This is a genomic window from Sutcliffiella tianshenii (assembly GCF_016908565.1).
Lineage (GTDB): Bacteria > Bacillota > Bacilli > Bacillales > Bacillaceae_I > Sutcliffiella_A > Sutcliffiella_A tianshenii.
The window spans coordinates 139,911-160,410 of sequence record NZ_JAFBED010000004.1 but is presented as its reverse complement, the minus strand read 5'-3'; the positions used below and the strand labels follow the sequence as shown (position 1 = coordinate 160,410).

Genomic DNA, 20,500 nt, shown 5'->3' with positions numbered 1-20,500 from the left:
TGATCCTTTTGAAAATTATGGAACATTAATATAGATAAATCATGATTTTAAATTAGAAATGCTGGAGGAAGATAGATGAATACACAATTCGAGAAATTCAACGTGAAACCGTTTATATTGGAAGCGGTAAAAGAACTTCGTTTTCAAAAACCGACCGAGGTCCAGGAAAGAATGATCCCATCCTTATTGAATGGAGAAAGCGCCATCGGCCAATCCCAAACAGGAACAGGTAAAACGCATGCTTATTTGATCCCGATCTTAAGCAAAATCGACCCTTCTGTTCAAGAGGTACAAGCCGTCATCACTGCGCCAACAAGAGAATTAGCCAACCAGATCTACCAGGAAGTTTTAAAAATGACAAAGTTTTGTGCGCCGGAAGAGGAAATCACGGCCCGCTGCTATATAGGCGGAACAGACAAACAACGTACAATAGACCGTTTGAAGCAGCAGCCGCAAATTGTAGTGGGTACTCCAGGCCGTATCAAGGACTTGATGAGTGAAAAAGCACTACAGGTATATACAGCCAAAACGATCGTCGTCGATGAAGCGGACTTGATGCTGGAAATGGGCTTTATTGAAGATATAGATAAAATTGCTTCCGCTATGCCAAAGGATCTTCAGATTTTAGTATTTTCTGCAACGATTCCTGAAAAGCTTAAACCGTTCTTGCGCAAGTATATGGAAAATCCGAAATATACACATGTAGCACCGAAGCAGGTTACTGCAGCGAAAATCAATCACTTGCTCATCCCGGTTAAATCCAAAAATAAGATGAAGCTTTTGCATGATGTACTTGTTCAATTAAATCCATTCCTTGCAATTGTGTTTACCAATACAAAGAAGAAAGCCGATGAAGTGGCGGATTCCCTCCTTGAACAAGGATTGAAGGTAGGAAGGATCCATGGTGACCTGAATCCACGTGAGCGCAAGAAGATGATGAAGCAGATCAATGAGCTGGACTATCAATTTGTAGTTGCAACTGACTTGGCTGCAAGAGGTATCGATATTGAAGGTGTCAGTCATGTAATCAATTTTGAGATCCCGACTGACCTGGACTTTTATGTACACCGTGTTGGACGTACCGGCCGTGCCGAATATTCCGGAAAAGCGATTACTTTTTATGAACCGACGGATGAAAACGCATTGTCTCAAATTGAGAAGCTTGGGATCACCTTCACGCAGATGGACCTAAAAGGCGGCGAGCTTGTTGAGATCGGTGCCCGCAATAAGCGTCAGAATCGTCAAAAGAAAGTCAATGAGATAGATGTTGCTGCGAAAACAGCGGTTAAAAAGTCAGAGAAAGTTAAACCTGGCTATAAAAAGAAGCATAAGTACGAAGTGGAGCAATTCAAGAAAAGACAACGTCGTTTAAAGAAAAGATAATGCGAGCTCTAATCCGACTTTTCCCGACAACATTATGGTAGAATGAAGATGGATTTTTTAAAGAGGTGATGTTGTAGTGGAAAATAATCTTTTAATCGGCTCTCATGTATCGATGAGCGGGAAGAAAATGCTTCTAGCTGCAAGTGAAGAGGCTGCTTCTTATGGGGCGAATGTATTTATGGTTTACACAGGCGCTCCCCAGAATACAAGAAGAAAAAAAATAGAAGATCTTAATATTGAAGCGGGCCTCAGTCATATGAAGGCCAATGGAATCAAGGACATTATTGTACATGCGCCTTATATCATCAATATCGGAAATTCGGAAAAGCCGGAAACCTTCGAGCTTGGTGTGAACTTTTTGGCGGAAGAAGTGAGAAGGACCGAAGCGATCGGTGCGAAGCAGATTGTGCTTCACCCAGGCGCACATGTTGGAGCCGGGACAGAAATCGGTATTTCCCAGATAATACGGGGACTCAACGAAGCACTTACTAAAGAACAAAATGTGCAAATCGCCTTGGAGACGATGGCCGGGAAAGGATCGGAGTGCGGAAGGACCTTTGAAGAAATAGCTGCTATCATCGATGGTGTGCATCTCAACGAAAAGCTTTCCGTGTGCTTTGATACTTGCCATGTCCATGATGCAGGCTATGATATCGTAAATGACTTTGATGGCGTGTTGAAGCAGTTTGACGATATAGTAGGTCTGGATCGTATCAAGGTACTTCATATCAACGATAGTAAAAATGTGCGTGGCGCCGCGAAGGACCGTCATGAGAATATCGGATTCGGTAACATCGGATTTGATGCCCTGAATTACATCGTGCATCATGATCAGCTTTCAGCCATTCCGAAAATACTTGAGACGCCTTATGTCGGAGAAGATAAAAAAGACAGAAAACCTCCTTACAAGCACGAGATCCAAATGCTGAGAAACAAAGTGTTTGAGGAAGATATTCTGACTAAAATAATGAATGACTAATAGTAGAAGAGGAGCAGGGGATCAACCCCTGCTCCTCTTCTTTATTTTGTAAACTCCATAAATAACTGATTCACTTTTTTAGCCGTTTCATGGCCTGTGATTCTCGCAACTTCCTTCATCAGCTGGATGCGTTCAGAAGTGTTAAAGACATTCACTTTTTTAGATTGTAAAAGAGCGGAAACTTTTTTCGCCTGATCTGAAGTCAATGAAATATTGTACTGAGCACTGTAGTTCAATAGTTCCTCGGGTGAAATATTATGAAGCTTCTTGTTGACTATTTGTTGATAGATATTCATCAAATCCCTCCCATGATAGCCTATGGAAAATAAACAAAAGTGCTACCTTTACGAAATAATATGACAACAGTTGGGAAATTATTGTATAATTAAAAAAAGATAAACAAATTTAACATTAATAGTAGCCAAAGGTAACAAGGGGGAGTGACCTTGTCTTTTATCATAGATCGGAAAGAACAACAAATCTTTCATACATTAAGCTCTGATTTACGCTTGATATTGAATGTTAACGGTTCAATTGAAGAGTGGAATGAGCATGCTGCTTCTTTTTTCACGTTATTGGAAGAGGAAAAATCGTTTTTCTTGACTTTTCCCACCAGCTACAGGGAAAAGGTCTTTACATACATACAAGAATTGATTGCGGCAAATGGGGAAATGCGCAAAAAGATTCTTTTTCATCGAATTGATGGAAAGTACATAGAAGTAGTGTACAACGGCAAGTTTGCGGAGAACCGCATTTATTTGAGCGGCAATGTCATTGAAACCAACGATGTGATGAGTATCCTGCCATTGCATTATGGCACCATCGAGCAATCCCTTAAATTGAATGAATTCACGACAAACTCCCTGGATGTAGCCATATTGGTCCTTACCAAACAGGCTACCATTGAATATATCAACAACCGCTGCCTGACCGTCCTTGAGCTTGATGTGGGAGAGGATACATACCGCAATGCCGAATTTTCCAGCATACATACTCCAAGCTTTTTGAAGCAGAAGCTATTGGAAATCCACGAGGAAGTTTATCTCAATAAAACTTTCAAGGAACGCATCTGTTATGACGATGAAATGCTATTCCAGATACAAGGTGTCTACTTTGAACAGACGGAGAAGGTATTTTTCATTATCCATGACCGCTCTTATCAGCAAAAGTTTGAAAATCTGTTGATATACAAGCAACAGATGGAGTCTGTTTCACAGATATCTGCTGGGATGGCCCATGAATTGAGGAACCCTCTTTCCGTTATCAAGGGGTTTATTCAGTTATCCCAGATAACAAACAACTGGAGCAAATACTATGATACCATCATGGCGGAGATCAATCGGATGAACTCCATTATCGAGGACTTCCTGTCGGTTTCACGTAAAAAAGTGAAAAAGCAGCCAATTCAGCCGCAACAGATTTTCCGTTCACTCGTTTACATTTTTCAATCAGAGTGTTTGCTTCATAATATCGATTTTGATTTTGAAATTGATGAAGTGGAAGAACAGGTAGTAGTGAACGAGGCGATGATCAAGCAGGTGATGCTAAACTTCCTTAGAAATGCAATCGAGGCATATCAGGATAATCAGAAGAGCAAATTTTTTCTTTTACGTGCCAAGAAATCGGACCTGTTCTATGAAATAACCGTCATGGATAATGGAAAAGGCATGACTGAAGAGGTACTTGAGAGGATCGGTAAACCATTCTTCACTACGAAAGAAAAAGGAAATGGACTTGGCATTCCTCTTTGCAAAAAGATAATTGAAGATCATGATGGGGAGCTATTCATCGATAGCAAGCTTGGAGAAGGGTCCACTTTCTGCTATCGTCTGCCCTTGCATAAAAAAGCCTGATATCAGGCTTTTTTGTTTAGCTTTGAAAATGGTGGAGGATAATATAAGAAGCCAGTTTTATTGATTTACTTTTCAACATGTCTCCTGTATACTAAACTATTGTTGTAAAATCGTAATGATTCTTATCTTTAAGGTGTGAAATAGATGAAACCTATCGAAAATGTATTAGAAATAAAAGGACTTTCCTTTAAATATGAACAGCAGAATGTCTTGGAGAATATCGAGCTGACAATACCAAAAGGGGCATTCCTAGGTTTGGTCGGTCCGAATGGTTCCGGTAAATCCACCCTGCTTAAATGTATCCTTGGCTTGCTTAAACCACAAAAAGGCTCCATTCAGCTTTTTGGCAAGGACATCCGGAAATTCCGTGAGTGGAATAAAATAGGATTTGTTTCACAAAAGGCCAACAGCTTTAATTCTGGCTTTCCTGCTACAGTCTTTGAAGTGGTATCTACAGGACTTGTTTCAAAAGTCGGCTTGCTCCGTTTCTTTAATAAAGAACACAACAGGAAAGTGTTGGATGCGATTAAGGCTGTAGGGATGGAGGAATTTGCCCATCGTAATATCGGCGACCTCTCAGGCGGTCAGCAACAGCGCATCTTCATTGCTAGAGCCCTTGTAAGTGACCCTGAACTGCTTATATTGGATGAGCCGACAGTAGGCGTGGATGCGAAAAATGTCCATAACTTCTATCAGATGCTCGAAAAGCTGAACAAAGATCTCGGAATCACGCTGGTGATGGTCACGCATGATATCGGGACTATAACAGAAAAAGTGACCCATGTAGCATGCCTGAATAGAACCTTGCACTTCCATGGCCTGACAGATGAATTTGAAAAATTATGCTCTCATGACCTATCTCAGTTTTATGGTCATGATGTCCATGTGTTGAGTCACCACCACCATGATGGAGGGCATATGTAATGATTTCAGCACTCATGCAATTCGAATTTTTAAGAAATGCCGTTTATACAGGATTATTGATTGGTTTTTTAGCACCATTATTAGGTGTCTTCGTTGTCGTAAGAAGATTGTCATTGATAGCGGATGCCCTAAGCCATGTGACGCTTGCAGGGATAGCGGCCAGCCTGCTGATGGAAAAGAGGCTCGGGCTTTTCACAGGTTTAAGCCCGATCTATTTTGGGATGGCGTTTTCTGTGACAGGGGCGCTATTCATCGAAAAGCTTCGGGGAGTCTATAAGCATTATCAGGAGCTTGCCATACCCATCATTCTTTCATCCGGAATTGGCCTTGGAGTCATATTCATCTCGCTTGCAGATGGATTTAACACCGACTTGTTCAATTTTTTGTTTGGTAGTGTCAGTGCGGTCACGCGTGTGGACTTTTGGACCATTTTTGTCATCGCGATTGCGGTTGTTGCAACCATTGTCCTTTTCTATAAAGAATTTTTTGTGTTATCTTTCGATGAGGAGCATGCCAAGGTATCAGGGGTGAATGCCAGAATATTTCATTTGATTTTCATCATCATGGTTGCGCTTGTCATTGCAGCAAGCATGCGTATTGTCGGGATCCTGCTTGTTTCTTCCCTCATGACGTTGCCAGTGGCGGCAAGCATGCGTCTGAGCCGTGGATTCAAACAGACCATTTTCCTCTCTGTGCTATTTGGTGAAATTGCAGTGATTGGTGGACTTGCAACTTCCTTTTACCTTGACCTTGCTCCAGGGGGAACAATCGTCATTATTTCTGTCTTGATTCTCATTATTACGATTCTTTGGAATAAAGTAAGGAGAGGAAAGTAAATGAATGTTTCACAAGCCTTGCTCTTAATGAAAAACAAGGGATACAAGTATACAGGTAAAAGGCAGGAAATGCTGGAGCTGTTTGCAAAAGAGGATAAGTATTTGACAGCAAAGGATGTTTTGGATGCTATGAAGGACAGCTATCCAGGACTCAGCTTCGATACGATCTATCGGAATCTTGCTCTCTTTGTCGAGCTGGATATTTTGGAAAGTACGGAGCTGTCCGGAGAAAAGCATTTCCGGTTTACCTGTTCAACAACCCATCATCACCACCATTTTATCTGCCTGGACTGTGGGAAAACGAAGGAAATCGAAACCTGCCCGATGCGAGACCTAGGTGAAGACCTTAACGGGTACGATGTAACCGGGCATAAATTTGAGATCTATGGGAAATGTCCTGAATGTGTATAGACTTGATGTCCAGATCAAAAAACGACTGCGCTTCTGCAGTCGTTTTTTTACTTCACCTTTTCCACGAAACCGTCATATAAAGGTACTATAGTCTTATCTGTATGACTAGCCCTCGAAAAATAGGGAAAGCAGTCGAACCTTTTCATATATGAAAAAATAAGGGTGTATGCAATGTCCAGGGAGAAGGTAGAGCAGTCCTCTTTGAATCAGGAGGACCTTGTTGTCATTTTGGAAACAGCAAAAGAAATAGGCACGAAAAATCAGAACATCAATACAATTGATTTTGTTGATAGCATAAAAAATCAGTTAATTAAAGCCATGAGAAAACATGGCTGACAAATTGAAAAAGCTGACTATCCACGCATATAATGCGTGTGATAAGTCAGCTTTTTTAATTAGATGGCTGTGTTAACAAGTACTGTAATCCCGGCACCGACAAATACTGCGAAGGCAATGAGGGATGCGTACATGACCTTTTCTTTACGTTCTGGTGTAAACCATGTTTCTTCATTATGCATAATATTTTCCTCCTTTTTCGTTAAAGCCGATACGGAGGTTGTTTCGTGTGCGTGTTCGGTAGCTGGCTGGCATGGCTCTTTATAAAAAGAACTTTAGCTCCATGGCTTTGCGTCATCACTTTTCAATGATTTTGCCTTTTCGTACGGCTTTTTCATCATAATTATCGACAAAAATATCCAGAAAGTAAAGAAAAATGTCGAAAATGGGTAATAAGTCTTACTTCATGGAAGTGGAATGAAGAATTGTTTGTACAATCTGCTCCGCTTCAAACCAGTTGCTCACTCTATGTACTCCCTTTGGAACAGGCTCTCTATTATAGGGTGTATCAAAGAGTATCACAGGGATTTGGCATTCCTCACTGATTTCCACAGCGTTATCGTGTTTATCTTCAAAAAAGAGGTCGATATTATGCTGCTTGACAGCACTTATCTTATTATGGGTGCCCAACAGTTCCAAATGATCATAATCAATCTCTTGCTTGGCAAACCAATTATTCGTGATTTCAAACAGATGGTTCCTGCGTGCACTTATAAAAAATAGATCATATTCACCCTGCCACTTTTGGACAATCTCCTTTGCGCCATTGGCCAATGGGGCATCCTGATAGATGAGAGGCTCCATTTCGTCCATCCATTCCCAAAAGCCTTCCTCAGACAATCCCATTAGAGGTGTGAGGTCGTATTGGGTCATATCATCGAGGGTGATATTTTTATTCAAGGTTTTATTGATAAATGGAACAAAGGTGGTGGGGCAGGTCAATGTTCCATCAATATCGATGCCAAGTCTTTTTCTCATAAGGTACCTCCCGCTTTTCTACATAAAGATATCTTATCATAATTTGTCCTAAAAACAGTTAATAAGAACTAAGTTTACTTTCAAATTAGGCTGTTTTTACATTCATTGTTGTTATTAGGTAAGTAAGCATTAAATGTAGCCCGTTGATTTCTGCTCCTGGAGCCTCCTCGGCTTCGCCTGTGGGGTCTCCCATGCCTTCTACTTTCCCGCAGGAGTCAAGTGTCCTCCGCTACAATCAACTCAGTTTTATTAACATTATTTGCTCCACTGAAATGAAAAATTGCAGAAAAAATCAATTTTCAAATTTTTGAAAGGCAAATTTTATACTAAATTTCACCCCTGTTGGTTGGAGTGCAAGGTGTGAGACTCCTGCGGGAGCAGCGTGTCAAGGGAGACCCCGCAGGTGCGAAGCGCCGAGGAGGCTCCCGAGGCCGCCCGCGGAAAGCGAACACCTGGAACGGAGACAAACAGGGTGTTTAATGTTGACACCTGATTTTTAGCCTAGCCCTCTTGAAAAAAGCATTTCGCTTCGGAAAAAGTTAACATCTATTCTTTCGATGGCGGGGGTCATAATAAGTAATGCTCCTAACTTCTTATGAAAGCGAGGGATACGAATGGCAAATGAAATGGAGAAAAACGAAGAAGCACGTGACCGTTTTGATTCAGAATTAGCTTATCAAGATCCTCACGTAGCTGCAGGAAAATCGCAACAGCTGTATTTGGAAGAAAATGCGGCAGAGGTTGCGGTTGCTCCAACTGCACTGCGATCCGATAGAAGCATGGAACGAGAAGAGGTCTTTGAGGAAGAACGAAGCGATGTTATGGGAATGAGCGGTAGGGGACTTGGTTTCCTGGGACTTGCTCTTTCTATATTATCTTTATTCTTCTTACCGATCATCATGGGTGCTGCCGGCATCATTGTGGGCTTCATTGCCCGCAAACGCGGTGCCGCAGGGTTAGGAGCATGGGCGATAGGTATCGGTATAGTATCGATCGTCGTTGGTTTGTTTGTACTTCCACTTTTTTAAAGCAAAGAAAAAAGCTTGGCACTTTTCAGTGTCAAGCTTTTGCTTTTTCGGCTTCCTGGTTTGCAAAGTATTCTTCTGCAATTTTATCGATTTCTTTCTTTAGTTCTTCGACCATGACTGCCTCGGGAACTTTGCGGACGATTTCTCCTTTACGGAAAAGAAGACCTTCGCCTCGTGCCCCTGCAATTCCGATATCCGCTTCGCGTGCTTCACCTGGACCATTTACGGCACATCCAAGGACAGCGACCTTGATTGGTGCTTTGATAGTGGAAATGTATTCTTCCACTTCATTTGCAATAGAGATCAAGTCGATTTCTATGCGTCCACAAGTAGGACAACTAATCAATGTAGCAGCGTTTGAGGAAAGTCCAAATGATTTCAGCAACTCGCGGGCTACCTTTACTTCTTCAACAGGATCGGCGCTTAGGGAAATACGTAGAGTGTTCCCGATGCCTTTGCTGAGGATCGCTCCGAGTCCTGCTGCACTTTTCACCGTGCCGGCAAACAATGTTCCGGATTCAGTGATACCAAGGTGAAGAGGGTAGTCGAAAGCTTTAGCAGCTTTTTCATAAGCTTCGATTGCAAGATTCACATCAGATGCTTTCATGGACACGATGATATCGTGGAAATCCAGGTCTTCAAGTATCTTGATGTGGTGAAGCGCGCTTTCCACCATGCCGTCAGCAGTAGGGTAGCCGTATTTTTCGATGATGCGCTTCTCAAGGGAACCTGCATTGACACCGATACGGATTGGAATGCCCTTGGCTTTGGCTGCATTTACTACAGCTTCCACCTTTTCGCGTCGTCCGATATTACCCGGATTGATTCGAATCTTGTCTATGCCGCCTTCAATGGCTTTTAAAGCTAGCTTATAGTCAAAGTGGATATCTGCCACTAATGGAATATTGATTTGTCTCTTGATGTCAGCAATGGCGTTGGCAGCACGCTCATCAGGAACTGCAACTCGGACAACCTGACAGCCGGCTTCTTCCAATCGCTTGATTTCAGCAACTGTCGCTTCTACATCATGAGTTTTTGTTGTGGTCATACTTTGGATAAATAGTTCATTGCTTCCGCCGATTGTAAGGTCGCCAACCTTTACAGGGCGTGTTTTAGTACGATGTATCATTTCATTCACGAGTGAATCGCTCCTTTTAGGAATGATCTAAGATCAAAACATCTATCTTCATCAGATTACCTTTAATCCTGGAAAAAAGCTAGTATTATCCACTAACTCCCAACATATTTTAACAACTGCGTTTTGGATTGGCAAGTGTTGAGTTTAATTGCGTCTAATATAGGGGAAACTTATATGTTTTACCTACTTGGATCTTCTCGGGCGCCATTCCTTCATTCAGTATTTGAAAGTCCTCCACGAGTTGTGTGATGCTGACAGGGATGGGCTTATTGGCGATTCGCTCAGCTACAGTAAGAACAGTATCTCCGGCTTTCACTTCCACTTCTATGTAGGTTGCATTGGAATCAGTTTCCGTATCTGTATCCTGTTCCTCTGTCAAAGAAGGGGTGGTCATGACCGGGGCTGCCTGTTGTTCGTTAGCAATGGGTATTGTGCCTTTTGACAGGTCATAATAGATGCTGAAGATAGTGATGCAAATAAGGGCTGCAATGAATAGTCGAATCATGAGAAAGTTCCTCCTAAGACAATATAGTTAGTTCACTATATGCTTGTCCACGGAGGTTATGACAAATCAGAACAAAAAAACCGCCGGACCTATGCCAGCGGTTCAATAAATTATTCTTGAATTTTTTTGACCTTCACTTCCTTAATTATCAGGAAAAGAACAAATACCGCAATGGCAAAGTTCAACCATACCGCGCCAGGTACAGGGATGGATAGTGCCTCCATGATGGCAAAGAACACGCTAGGTATAGTGACAGCGTAAGCAGACATGATCCATGTGTGACGGAAGTTCAGGTTCGAACGTTGAAGGGCATTCTTTAAAATCAGCCCGATAAGACCAAGAATGGTCACTTGAATGAATTTGGTTGCACTAAAGAAAACGTAGCTTGCAATGATGATGACGGTGATCCAAACGGGAAGCGTCCCTTCCATGGAATCCAGGAATGAGACCACCTCTTCCTTTCCTATATATGCACCCTGGAAATCAGAGAAGGGAATATATTCGACAGTTCCCTGATAAACAAGCAGGGCTTCATCCTTCTGAAACGCGAGCACTTCCTGATATCCTTTGAGTTCACTTAGGGAAAGTTCATTTTCAGGATCGAAAATGATGGTCATCCCACTTTCCTCCATAACATATGGCTCCTGCACATCAGCGTGAAATTGGTTCTCTTCTATATAGAAAGCAGGAACATCCGACTCAAAGATTTCTTGGGCATTATTATAGAAATTGGTTACATCGGTTCCAATATTGACAAACTTGGGAATAGAAGTAAGAAGTACAAGGAAAAATACAAAAAGTATCGTTTTTCCGATTCCCTGAAATCGAAAGCTTGCCATCGTTTTAGGCGAGTATAGGCTTTTAATGAATTGCTTGAAAATATTCAATGAGATCAGTCCTTTAAAGATATTGATTTTTCATCCTAATGTTACCTTAATATGGGTATGTATACAATATTTTATTGAAGCATCAGAATCCTTTGTTAATTTCAAGTTACAGTTTGTAAAGATAATGTAAATTTATCAGGTTTTCTATTTACATTAACTTCACTCTAGGTTAATAATTGTACTTGGTTTTGTTGTTTTTTGTCGATTATAAGTACATAAATTAAGGGGTTGAACGTATTGGATTTAGATATTCAGAAAATGATATTTGAATTTATTGGTGGTCTCGGTATTTTCCTTTTTGGTATTAAATATATGGGAGACGGACTGCAGAAGTCAGCAGGAGATAAGCTGCGGGATATTTTGGATAGATTCACGACCAACCCTTTCATGGGAGTTCTTGCAGGTATAATTGTAACGGTATTGATTCAATCTAGTTCGGGTACAACTGCATTGACAGTTGGTCTCGTCAGTGCCGGCTTTATGTCATTGCGCCAGGCAATCGGTGTTATCATGGGGGCGAATGTCGGAACAACTGTTACGGCCTTCATCATTGGTATTAAAATATCGGAGTATTCCTTACCTATAATTGCGTTAGGGGCAATCTTTCTTTTCTTCTTTAAGAATCAGAAGATACATTATTTGGGTCAAATCGTTTTTGGTTTTGGAGCATTATTCTATGGATTGGATATCATGGGAGACGGATTGAAGCCGCTTAGAGAGCTTCAAGCTTTCGTCGATCTCACTGTGTCGATGAGTGACAGTCCGATTTTGGGTGTTGTTGTAGGAACAGTCTTTACGGTACTTGTTCAGAGTTCAAGTGCGACCATTGGTATTCTGCAGGAATTGTTTGGTCAAGGAGCGCTTGACTTGGATGCTGCTTTACCTGTATTGTTCGGTGATAACATAGGAACAACCATTACCGCTGTGCTAGCTGCAATTGGTGCTTCAGTTGCTGCAAGACGTGCAGCACTTTCACACGTTTTATTCAATGTCATTGGTACCACGCTCGTCCTGATAATTTTAGGGCCATTTGAAAAGTTGATCATGTTCTTTAGGGAGTCATTAAATTTGAATCCTGAAATGACCATTGCATTTGCTCACGGTACATTCAATGTGGCAAACGTGATTATCCAATTTCCGTTTATTGGAATACTGGCGCTTATCGTTACCAAGATTATTCCTGGTGAAGATAGTGTAGTCGAGTATAAGGCAAAACATTTGGATCCGATTTTCATTGAACAATCACCTTCACTTGCTCTCGGTCAGGCAAAAGAAGAAGTACTCAGAATGGGTGAATTTTCTGTTAAAGGACTAGAGTCCTCTCATGAGTATTTGAAAACGGGTACGACAAAGTATTCTGAACAGGCTTATCAGATCGAAGATGCAATCAATAATCTTGACAGAAAAATCACGGACTATCTAATCAAATTATCTTCAAGCTCCTTATCTGATAATGAGTCGGAGGAACATTCCGTATTGATGGATACTGTTCGAGACATCGAAAGAATCGGAGATCACTTCGAGAACATAGTGGAATTGGTGGACTTCCAGATCGCTAATAAGGTGGACCTGACTGAAGCCGCCGATACAGATCTAGAAGAAATGTTTACATTGACCATTACTACTGTAAAAGAAGCAATCGAAGCATTACGTACTAACAATAAAGAACTTGCAAACGATGTAAGACTGAAGGAAGACCAGATCGATAAAATGGAAAGAGCTTTACGTAAAAAGCATATTCTTCGCTTAAACGAAGGATTATGTTCTGGTCAAGCTGGTATCGTCTTTGTCGATATCGTGAGCAACTTAGAGCGTATCGGGGATCATGCAGTAAATATTGCAGAAGCAGTTTTAGGTGAGGACCACGAAACGCTATAATAGATAGTAACTTAGAAAATGCCGGACTCTCTAGGGGTCCGGTTTTTCTTTTATATGAAAGGGAGGTTAGTCATGGAAATTGTATACTGGATCATCATCATTGCTTTGTTTGTCGTATCATTCGTTGGCTTGATTTACCCGATTATCCCAAGTGTGCTGTTCATTGTAGGGGGATTCCTGTTGTATGGAGTGTTCTTTTCATTCGAAGAGTTGACCGTCTGGTTTTGGATCATCACTTCTCTCTTTGTTGTACTTTTATTTGTTGCCGATTATTTTGCCAACCTGTTGGGTGTAAAAAAGTTCGGTGGAAGTAAAGCGTCGATTTGGGGAAGTACAATCGGTCTATTGGCCGGCCCCTTTGTCATTCCGGTTGCAGGCATTATCCTTGGACCGTTTTTGGGTGCAATACTTGGGGAGTTGCTTTTCAACAAAAAGGAATGGAAGTCAGCGGTGAAAATCGGCTTTGGTTCTGTAGTTGGACTCTTTAGCAGTGTACTTGCAAAAGGATTGATCCAGATGGTGATGATCCTTTGTTTCCTATTCTTTATTTAGGACACAATAGCTTAACATTGGCATTTTACCGACATGGAATGGTTTAATATGGATATACTAAGCTTGGTTTAACTGGCAAGCTTTTATTTTTCAATTATAGGGAGTGAAGAAGATGAAAACCATTGGGGTTCTGACGAGCGGTGGAGATTCGCCTGGTATGAATGCAGCCGTGCGTGCGGTGGTAAGAAAAGCGATCTATCATAATTTGAATGTATATGGGATTTATCAGGGCTATGCTGGACTGATGGCCGGGAATTTCAAGAAACTTGAGCTTGGTTCGGTAGGCGATATCATTCACAGGGGTGGAACCATGCTCTATACCGCACGAAGCGAGGAATTCAAGACACTTGAAGGCCAGCATAGTGGGATAGAACAGCTTAACAAGCATGGTGTGGAGGGTCTTGTTGTCATAGGCGGGGATGGCTCCTATAGAGGTGCGCAGAAGCTGACGGAACACGGCTTTCCTTGTATCGGACTGCCGGGCACAATCGACAATGATATTGCAGGGACCGATTATACAATCGGCTTCAATACGGCCTTGCACACTGTAATCGATGCTATTGATAAAATCAGGGATACAGCAACCTCGCATGAACGGACCTTTATCATAGAAGTAATGGGACGCCATGCCGGTGATATCGCTTTATGGGCTGGCTTGGCCGGTGGAGCGGAAACCATCATCATCCCCGAAATAGATTTCAAGCTCGAGGATGTTGTGGGACGTATAAAAAGCGGGCAAAAGCGTGGCAAAAAGCATACCATCATCGTCCTTGCTGAAGGCGTAAGCAACGGAATGGACTTCGCGAAGCTGATTGAAAGGGAAACAAGCCTTGAGACAAGGGTATCTGTGTTGGGTCACATACAAAGAGGAGGCACACCGACGGCTTTTGACCGCGTTCTGGCGAGCAGGCTAGGTGGACGTGCTGTTGAATTGCTGATAGAAGGAAAAGGTGGACGTGCAGTCGGAATGGAACAGAACAGAATCGTCGACTATTCGTTTGATGAAGTCTTTTCCAAGCCGCATCATATTGATGAAACGATGTACCGCCTTTCACAGGAACTATCCATTTAAATAATTGTGACAAAATTAAGGCGGATTATTTGAAAGATACTACAAGTTTTGGTAATCTGAAAATAATGAATCATGGGCTTGACCATGGTTTATACCTACATAAAAATTAGGAGGAGATAATTATGGCATACGAACTACCACAATTACCTTATGCTTATGACGCATTGGAGCCTCATATCGACAAAGAGACAATGAACATTCACCACACTAAGCACCACAATACTTATGTAACTGGAATCAACGCTGCACTTGAAGGCAAAACTGATCTTCAAGGAAAAAGCGTCGAAGAGCTGATCTCCAACATGGAAGCTGTTCCTGCAGAAATCCAAACTGCAGTTCGCAACCACGGTGGTGGACACGCGAACCACAGCCTATTCTGGAACATCCTGACTCCAGGTGGCTCCACTTCCCCAACTGGTGAATTGGCAGATGCCATCACTAGCAAATTCGGTAGCTTCGAAAACTTCAAAGAAGAGTTCACTAAAGCTGCTACAACCCGTTTCGGTTCCGGCTGGGCTTGGTTGGTAGTAAACAACGGTGAGCTTGAAGTGACAAGCACGCCTAACCAGGACAACCCATTGATGGAAGGTAAAACTCCAATCCTTGGCCTTGATGTTTGGGAGCACGCTTACTACCTGAACTACCAAAACCGCCGTCCTGATTACATTTCTTCTTTCTACAATGTAATCAACTGGGATGTTGTTGGAAAGCTTTATAACGAAGCGAAATAATTATTGATTGATGACTCTCGTCCTTAGTGGGCGGGAGTTTTTTTTGTTGGGATTCCAGAAGTGTGATATAAAGGCTTCCAAAAACAATACATATTACCTCCCCTTTAAGCCACAATAAACGTAGATAAAGGAGCGAGGGTATTATGGTTGCACTAAAAAAGTTAATTGGTGATGTGGAAGTGAATAAGGACTTACTGTTGCTCTTGGTCATCGGGGGACTCTATTCCTTAAGTATCGCTTTATCAAACACTTTTGTGAATGTTTACTTGTGGAAGCAGTCTGGGGAGTTCAGCGATCTGGGCTTTTATAATCTGGCAGTGGTCATCTTTCAGCCTTTGACATTCATCCTGGCAGGTAGATGGGCAAAAAAAATCGATCGGGTCATAGTGCTACGTTTAGGAGTCGTATTCTTAGCACTTTTTTATTTGTCCGTACTCTTTATCGGGGATCAGGCTTCTACCTATTTATTGATGCTCGGTTCCTTACTTGGAATCGGCTACGGGTTCTATTGGCTAGCGTTTAATGTGTTGACTTTTGAAATTACGGAGCCGGAGACAAGGGACTTTTTCAATGGATTTCTAGGGATACTGTCATCTGTTGGCGGGATGATTGGACCCTTTGCTGCAGGTTACATCATTTCCAACTTGGAGAAGTTTACTGGATATACGGTCATCTTTACGATTTCACTGGTCCTATTTTCTGCTGCGGTCGTCTTGAGCCTGTTTATCAAGCGGAGGGGAGCAGAGGGAAGCTATGAACTGAAGCGCATCATCAAGGAAAGAAGAAACAATGACAATTGGCGTTATATTACAAATGCCCACTTCTTTCAAGGATTAAGGGAAGGTACCTTCATCTTTGCAGTATCCGTCTTGGTATATATCACAACGAACAGTGAAATGGCTCTCGGAACCTTTGGGCTATTGAATTCGGCTGTGGCATTTGTAGCCTACTATTTTGCCACAAGGCTGATCAAGAAGCACCACAGGAAAAAAGCCATACTGATTGGCGGGCTGATCCTGTACGGGGCGATATTCTTTCTTGTTTTCGAGCTTACATATGTGAAGCTTCTCTTCTACGCTGTGACGATTGCGATCGCTTACCCATTATTATTGGTGCCGTACGTATCCCTGACATATGACGTGATAGGAAGAAGCTGGAAGGCAGGCGAGATGCGAATCGAGTATATTGTGGTCCGCGAAATTTTCCTGAACGGGGGCAGGGCCGTTTCCGTTATACTTTTCCTGATCGCCGTCCTATTTTTCGATCAGCAAAAAAGTATACCGGTCCTCATGTGTATCATCGGTGCAGGTCACGCAATGATTTATCCTTTTGTAAGGAAAATCGAACTGGAGCCGGCTAAACCCGTCATAAAGGAAGAACCTCACCCAATTGTGACAACTTTACGGGACGGTGAGGGAGAATCTAAGCCTTAGTTCCATTTATTAATAGATATTTGAAGAGTTTTCTTATACAATAAAGATAGACAAAGACACCTAGGGAGATTACAAATAGGTGTCTATTGCTTTTTATGCAAAAATTACAGATGAAAAGGTGTAGGGTATGACCAATCAGAAACAAAAAAAGAAGAAAAAGAATTATGTCCCATATAGGTTGAATCTTTTGTTTTTTGCGGTTTTCCTATTGTTCTCTGCCCTTATACTTCGCTTGGGATTTGTCCAGATCGTGTTTGGGGAGGACTATCGCAAGGAAGTGGATAGAGAAGAGAATGTCACTGTAAATACATTGGCACCAAGGGGAAAGATATTCGATCGCAACCATAACGTGGTGGTGGATAATACACCGTTAAATGCGATTACATATACAAGGATGGCATCAACCTCTTCCAAGGAACAGTTGGAGATAGCTAAAAAATTGTCGGAAGTAATCACGCTGGACACGGAAGATATACAAGAACGTGATAAAAAGGATTATTGGATCCTTACACGTCCGGAAGAAGCAGAGAAACTTATTACTAAAGCTGATTTGAAAAAAGTTGAAGATGGAGAACTGGAAGAAAGTGAACTGTATCAGCTTCAATTGGATCGAATCACAGATAAGAATCTACAAGAAATCACTTCAAACCCAGAAGAAATGCAGGTACTTGCAATATTCAGGGAATTTAATAAAGGTTATGCATTAACACCCCAAATCGTAAAGAATAAAGATGTTACTGCAAAGGAATATGCCATCATCAGTGAAAGTTTAGGACACTTGTCAGGCGTAGACATCATGACTGATTGGAAACGTGAGTATGTATTTGATGATACACTAAGGTCAGTTTTAGGAAGTGTCTCTGATTCGGAAAGCGGAATCCCGGAGGACCGTATTCAAGAATACCTTGCCAGAGGATATAGTAGAAATGACCGGGTCGGTAAGAGTCAAATCGAATTATTTTATGAAAATGTACTTCAAGGACAAAAAGCAAGAGTAAAAAATGTAACGGACTCATCCGGTAATCTACTGCGACAGGAAAAAGTCTTTGAAGGTAAACGCGGAAAAGACCTGGTTCTATCCATAGATATGGAATTACAACAGGCAGTGGAAAAGGTTCTAGCCGATAAAATACTAGAAGCTAGAGCAACCCAAGGTGCACCTGCAAGATTTCTGGACAGGGCTTTTGCAGTTGTAATGGATCCGAAAACAGGGGAAGTACTATCTCTTGCAGGGAAACAGCTCGTTAAAGATGAAAATGGGCAAACTAAAGTTGAGGATAACGCTTTAGGTACCATACAAGAAGCTTACGAGCCAGGTTCTACTGTAAAGGGAGCAACAGTACTGGCAGGGTTTGAACATGGTGCAATCAGCCCGGGGCAATATTTATATGATGCACCACTTAACATCAAAGGAACACCTAGAAAAGCATCTTATGTTGCCATGGGTAATATTAATGATCTGACAGCACTTGAGCGCTCTTCCAACGTGTACATGTTCCGAACCGTCATGGGGATAGCTGGAAGCACCTACCGACCTGGCGAACCTTTGCCGGTAGACAATGAGGATTATGATGTTTTTAGGAACTATCTCGCACAGTTTGGACTGGGAGTGGAAACAGGAATCGATCTTCCGAGGGAGTCTGCAGGACTTATTGGAAAGTATGATACTTCAGGTAAACTTCTCGATTTGGCAATTGGACAATATGACACATATACAACATTGCAGCTTGCTCAATATGTTTCTACAATTGCCAATGGAGGATATAGAATGCGCCCGCAATTGGTAAGGGAAATAAGGGAGCCTGTCGAGGAAGAGGGTTTGGGGCCGGTGCTTCAGCCATTCAAAGCGGAAATTTTAAACAGGGTTGACATGTCAGATGACGAAATAAAGAGAGTCCAAGAGGGATTTAAACGTGTTTATCATGGACTTCAAGGAACGGCACGTGGATCCAAAATGAAAGAGTTCAAACCTGCAGGTAAATCTGGAACTGCGCAATCCTTCTATCGTGAAATTAGAGAAGGCAAGGAACCTATTATCCACAGTACATTGAACTTCAATCTGATTGGTTATGCTCCATATGATAATCCTGAGCTTGCATTTGCAATCATGGTTCCTAATGCTTCTACGAATTTCTCCCAAACTGGGGGAATCAGTACCGAAATCGGGGACGAAATTATGAGAGTTTATTTTGAACTTAAAAAGAAACGTACAATTGGTCAAGATAATCCGGAAGAACAAAACACCATCACAACTGAAGATGGCACATTGCCGGAAGATGCACAACAAGACCCTGAAGACAACGAATAAACAGTAAAAAAGCACTCATTGCGAGTGCTTTTTTTGTTGCAATCTACCCAGAATATCTTATTTCAATGGCTTTATTCTCACAAAAATCGCTATTATCCCCCAAATTTCATCAAAAAAGCAGAGATTTACAAAACCTTTACACTTGATTCATACGTGGTTAATACGTTGATTATATTATAAATCTCGTAGGGCAAGATAAACAGAAACATCAAAAAACAAAAACCTTAGGGGGAATTAAGAAATGAAAAGCTTCAAACGTTTTTTATTACTTACAATCGTGGCATCACTGGCAGTCTTTGCTGCAGCATGCGGTAACTCAAACAATGGATCTTCAGATGGTACATCTGCTGAAGGTGGAGAAGAACTTGAAGGTAGCGTAGTGATTGATGGATCTGGAACGGTATTCCCTTTCATGTCTGTAATGGCTGAAAAATACATGACAGAAGCTCAAGAAGGCGTATCAGTTGAAGTAAGCCGTGCAGGTACTTCTGCTGGTTTCAAGAAATTCCTGGTTGAAGATGGTACAGACTTCAACAACGCTTCCCGTCAAATTAAAGATGAAGAAAAAGCACAAGCTGACGAATTAGGTATGGAAGTTAAAGAAATGAAAGTTGCACTTGACGGTTTAACAATCGTGATCAATAAAGAGAATGACTGGGCTAAAGAATTGACTGAGCAAGAGATCATCGACATCTTCTTAGCTGAAGGAAACAAGAAAAAATGGTCTGATGTTCGTTCTGATTTCCCTGATGAAGAAATCAAAACTTATGGACCAAACGAAAACCACGGAACATATGAGTTCTTCTGGGAAAACATCCTTGAAGAAAAAGATCTAGCTGAAGGTACAAACCTACAGCAAGAATACTCCACTTTAGTGGATCTTGTATCAAAAGATAAAAATGCAATCGGATTTTTCGGATATGGCTATTATGAAAGCAACAAAGATAAATTAACCGCAGTTAAGGTTGACTTCGGGAACGGACCTGTAGAACCATCCCTTGACACAATTGCTGAAGATGGAGAATATGCAAACTTCACTCGTCCAGTATTCACATACTTGAATGTTGGACTGGCGAAAGAAAAGCCGCAAGTTCTTGATTATGCAATCTACACTATGCAAAATGCACAAAAAGTTGCAAGTGAAACAGGCTTTGCTCCATTGACAGATGAAGAAATCCAGAAATCTGTTGAAGAACTAGAAGGTCTAAAGTAAATTTTTCTGGGGAGATGGGGAGCTATGATGCTGCTCATCTTCCCATGTGTACTAA

Annotated in this window: 21 protein-coding genes and 1 riboswitch; of the genes, 15 read left to right on the top strand and 6 right to left on the bottom strand. The window is 41.7% G+C overall.

The features are described 5' to 3' along the window. The first annotated feature begins 75 nt into the window (after positions 1–75). Positions 76–1,383, top strand: a complete 1,308-nt coding sequence (locus tag JOC95_RS10375) for a DEAD/DEAH box helicase (protein WP_204415843.1) — start codon at positions 76–78, stop codon at positions 1,381–1,383. Positions 1,384–1,459: 76 nt separating this feature from the next. Further along, positions 1,460–2,362 carry a deoxyribonuclease IV gene (locus JOC95_RS10370; RefSeq protein ID WP_224838470.1) on the top strand — a complete coding sequence of 301 codons (903 nt, stop codon included), beginning with the start codon at positions 1,460–1,462 and terminating at the stop codon, positions 2,360–2,362. 41 nt (positions 2,363–2,403) lie between these two features. Here JOC95_RS10370 and JOC95_RS10365 read toward each other — a convergent pair whose 3' ends face one another. Further along, positions 2,404–2,658, bottom strand: coding sequence for a DUF2624 domain-containing protein (locus JOC95_RS10365; protein WP_204415842.1), 255 nt, complete (start codon positions 2,656–2,658; stop codon positions 2,404–2,406). Between the two features lie 150 nt (positions 2,659–2,808). Between JOC95_RS10365 and JOC95_RS10360 the strand changes: the two genes are divergently transcribed. The 5 genes from JOC95_RS10360 to JOC95_RS10340 all read left to right on the top strand — a co-directional run bounded on the left by JOC95_RS10360 (position 2,809) and on the right by JOC95_RS10340 (position 6,722). Continuing rightward, positions 2,809–4,215 carry an ATP-binding protein gene (locus tag JOC95_RS10360; RefSeq protein WP_204415841.1) on the top strand — a complete coding sequence of 469 codons (1,407 nt, stop codon included), beginning with the start codon at positions 2,809–2,811 and terminating at the stop codon, positions 4,213–4,215. Between the two features lie 153 nt (positions 4,216–4,368). Then, the gene (locus JOC95_RS10355; protein ID WP_204416443.1) at positions 4,369–5,139 is read left to right on the top strand and encodes an ATP-binding cassette domain-containing protein; all 771 of its coding nucleotides are present in this window, start codon (positions 4,369–4,371) and stop codon (positions 5,137–5,139) included. Then, on the top strand, positions 5,139–5,975 hold the full coding sequence (locus JOC95_RS10350; RefSeq protein ID WP_204415839.1) for a metal ABC transporter permease: 837 nt from the start codon (positions 5,139–5,141) through the stop codon (positions 5,973–5,975). Before JOC95_RS10355 ends, JOC95_RS10350 begins: the two co-directional genes overlap by 1 nt. Next, positions 5,976–6,386, top strand: coding sequence for a zinc uptake transcriptional repressor Zur (locus tag JOC95_RS10345; protein WP_204415837.1), 411 nt, complete (start codon positions 5,976–5,978; stop codon positions 6,384–6,386). It abuts the gene before it with no gap. Between the two features lie 171 nt (positions 6,387–6,557). After that, positions 6,558–6,722, top strand: a complete 165-nt coding sequence (locus JOC95_RS10340; RefSeq protein ID WP_204415835.1) for a YwzD family small protein — start codon at positions 6,558–6,560, stop codon at positions 6,720–6,722. A gap of 59 nt (positions 6,723–6,781) precedes the next feature. On the opposite strand, the gene JOC95_RS21545 is transcribed toward JOC95_RS10340, so the two are convergent. Together JOC95_RS21545 and JOC95_RS10335 are read right to left on the bottom strand one after the other, a co-directional pair. Then, positions 6,782–6,904: a hypothetical protein gene (locus tag JOC95_RS21545; RefSeq protein WP_263629492.1), complete on the bottom strand. Its 123-nt coding sequence runs from the start codon at positions 6,902–6,904 to the stop codon at positions 6,782–6,784. Between the two features lie 54 nt (positions 6,905–6,958). Next, positions 6,959–7,050: riboswitch (cyclic di-GMP riboswitch) on the bottom strand. Positions 7,051–7,121: 71 nt separating this feature from the next. Beyond that, complete coding sequence (locus JOC95_RS10335) at positions 7,122–7,700, bottom strand: 5' nucleotidase, NT5C type (RefSeq protein WP_204415833.1); 579 nt, start codon at positions 7,698–7,700, stop codon at positions 7,122–7,124. A gap of 614 nt (positions 7,701–8,314) precedes the next feature. Between JOC95_RS10335 and JOC95_RS10330 the strand changes: the two genes are divergently transcribed. Further along, entirely contained in the window at positions 8,315–8,728 is a 414-nt protein-coding gene (locus JOC95_RS10330; protein ID WP_204415831.1) for a hypothetical protein, read from the top strand. Between the two features lie 31 nt (positions 8,729–8,759). On the opposite strand, the gene ispG is transcribed toward JOC95_RS10330, so the two are convergent. From ispG to JOC95_RS10315, 3 genes are all read right to left on the bottom strand, one after another. Continuing rightward, on the bottom strand, positions 8,760–9,857 hold the full coding sequence (ispG, locus tag JOC95_RS10325; protein ID WP_204416441.1) for a flavodoxin-dependent (E)-4-hydroxy-3-methylbut-2-enyl-diphosphate synthase: 1,098 nt from the start codon (positions 9,855–9,857) through the stop codon (positions 8,760–8,762). Between the two features lie 163 nt (positions 9,858–10,020). Then, positions 10,021–10,371: a hypothetical protein gene (locus tag JOC95_RS10320; protein WP_204415830.1), complete on the bottom strand. Its 351-nt coding sequence runs from the start codon at positions 10,369–10,371 to the stop codon at positions 10,021–10,023. 110 nt (positions 10,372–10,481) lie between these two features. Further along, positions 10,482–11,258: a DUF1189 domain-containing protein gene (locus JOC95_RS10315; protein WP_204415829.1), complete on the bottom strand. Its 777-nt coding sequence runs from the start codon at positions 11,256–11,258 to the stop codon at positions 10,482–10,484. Positions 11,259–11,516: 258 nt separating this feature from the next. Here JOC95_RS10315 and JOC95_RS10310 point away from each other — a divergent pair, with 258 nt between their 5' ends. The 7 genes from JOC95_RS10310 (at position 11,517) to JOC95_RS10280 (ending at position 20,445) form a co-directional block, all read left to right on the top strand. After that, positions 11,517–13,136 carry a Na/Pi cotransporter family protein gene (locus tag JOC95_RS10310; RefSeq protein WP_419096238.1) on the top strand — a complete coding sequence of 540 codons (1,620 nt, stop codon included), beginning with the start codon at positions 11,517–11,519 and terminating at the stop codon, positions 13,134–13,136. A gap of 72 nt (positions 13,137–13,208) precedes the next feature. After that, the gene (locus tag JOC95_RS10305) at positions 13,209–13,688 is read left to right on the top strand and encodes a DUF456 domain-containing protein (RefSeq protein ID WP_204415827.1); all 480 of its coding nucleotides are present in this window, start codon (positions 13,209–13,211) and stop codon (positions 13,686–13,688) included. A 112-nt stretch (positions 13,689–13,800) separates the two neighbouring features. Continuing rightward, complete coding sequence (gene pfkA, locus JOC95_RS10300) at positions 13,801–14,760, top strand: 6-phosphofructokinase (RefSeq protein WP_204415826.1); 960 nt, start codon at positions 13,801–13,803, stop codon at positions 14,758–14,760. Positions 14,761–14,882: 122 nt separating this feature from the next. Then, complete coding sequence (locus tag JOC95_RS10295) at positions 14,883–15,491, top strand: superoxide dismutase (RefSeq protein WP_224838481.1); 609 nt, start codon at positions 14,883–14,885, stop codon at positions 15,489–15,491. Positions 15,492–15,634: 143 nt separating this feature from the next. Next, the gene (locus tag JOC95_RS10290; protein ID WP_204415825.1) at positions 15,635–16,924 is read left to right on the top strand and encodes an MFS transporter; all 1,290 of its coding nucleotides are present in this window, start codon (positions 15,635–15,637) and stop codon (positions 16,922–16,924) included. A gap of 127 nt (positions 16,925–17,051) precedes the next feature. Beyond that, complete coding sequence (locus JOC95_RS10285; RefSeq protein ID WP_204415824.1) at positions 17,052–19,232, top strand: peptidoglycan D,D-transpeptidase FtsI family protein; 2,181 nt, start codon at positions 17,052–17,054, stop codon at positions 19,230–19,232. Positions 19,233–19,473: 241 nt separating this feature from the next. Next, positions 19,474–20,445 carry a PstS family phosphate ABC transporter substrate-binding protein gene (locus JOC95_RS10280; protein ID WP_204415822.1) on the top strand — a complete coding sequence of 324 codons (972 nt, stop codon included), beginning with the start codon at positions 19,474–19,476 and terminating at the stop codon, positions 20,443–20,445. The last annotated feature ends 55 nt before the right edge of the window (positions 20,446–20,500 follow it).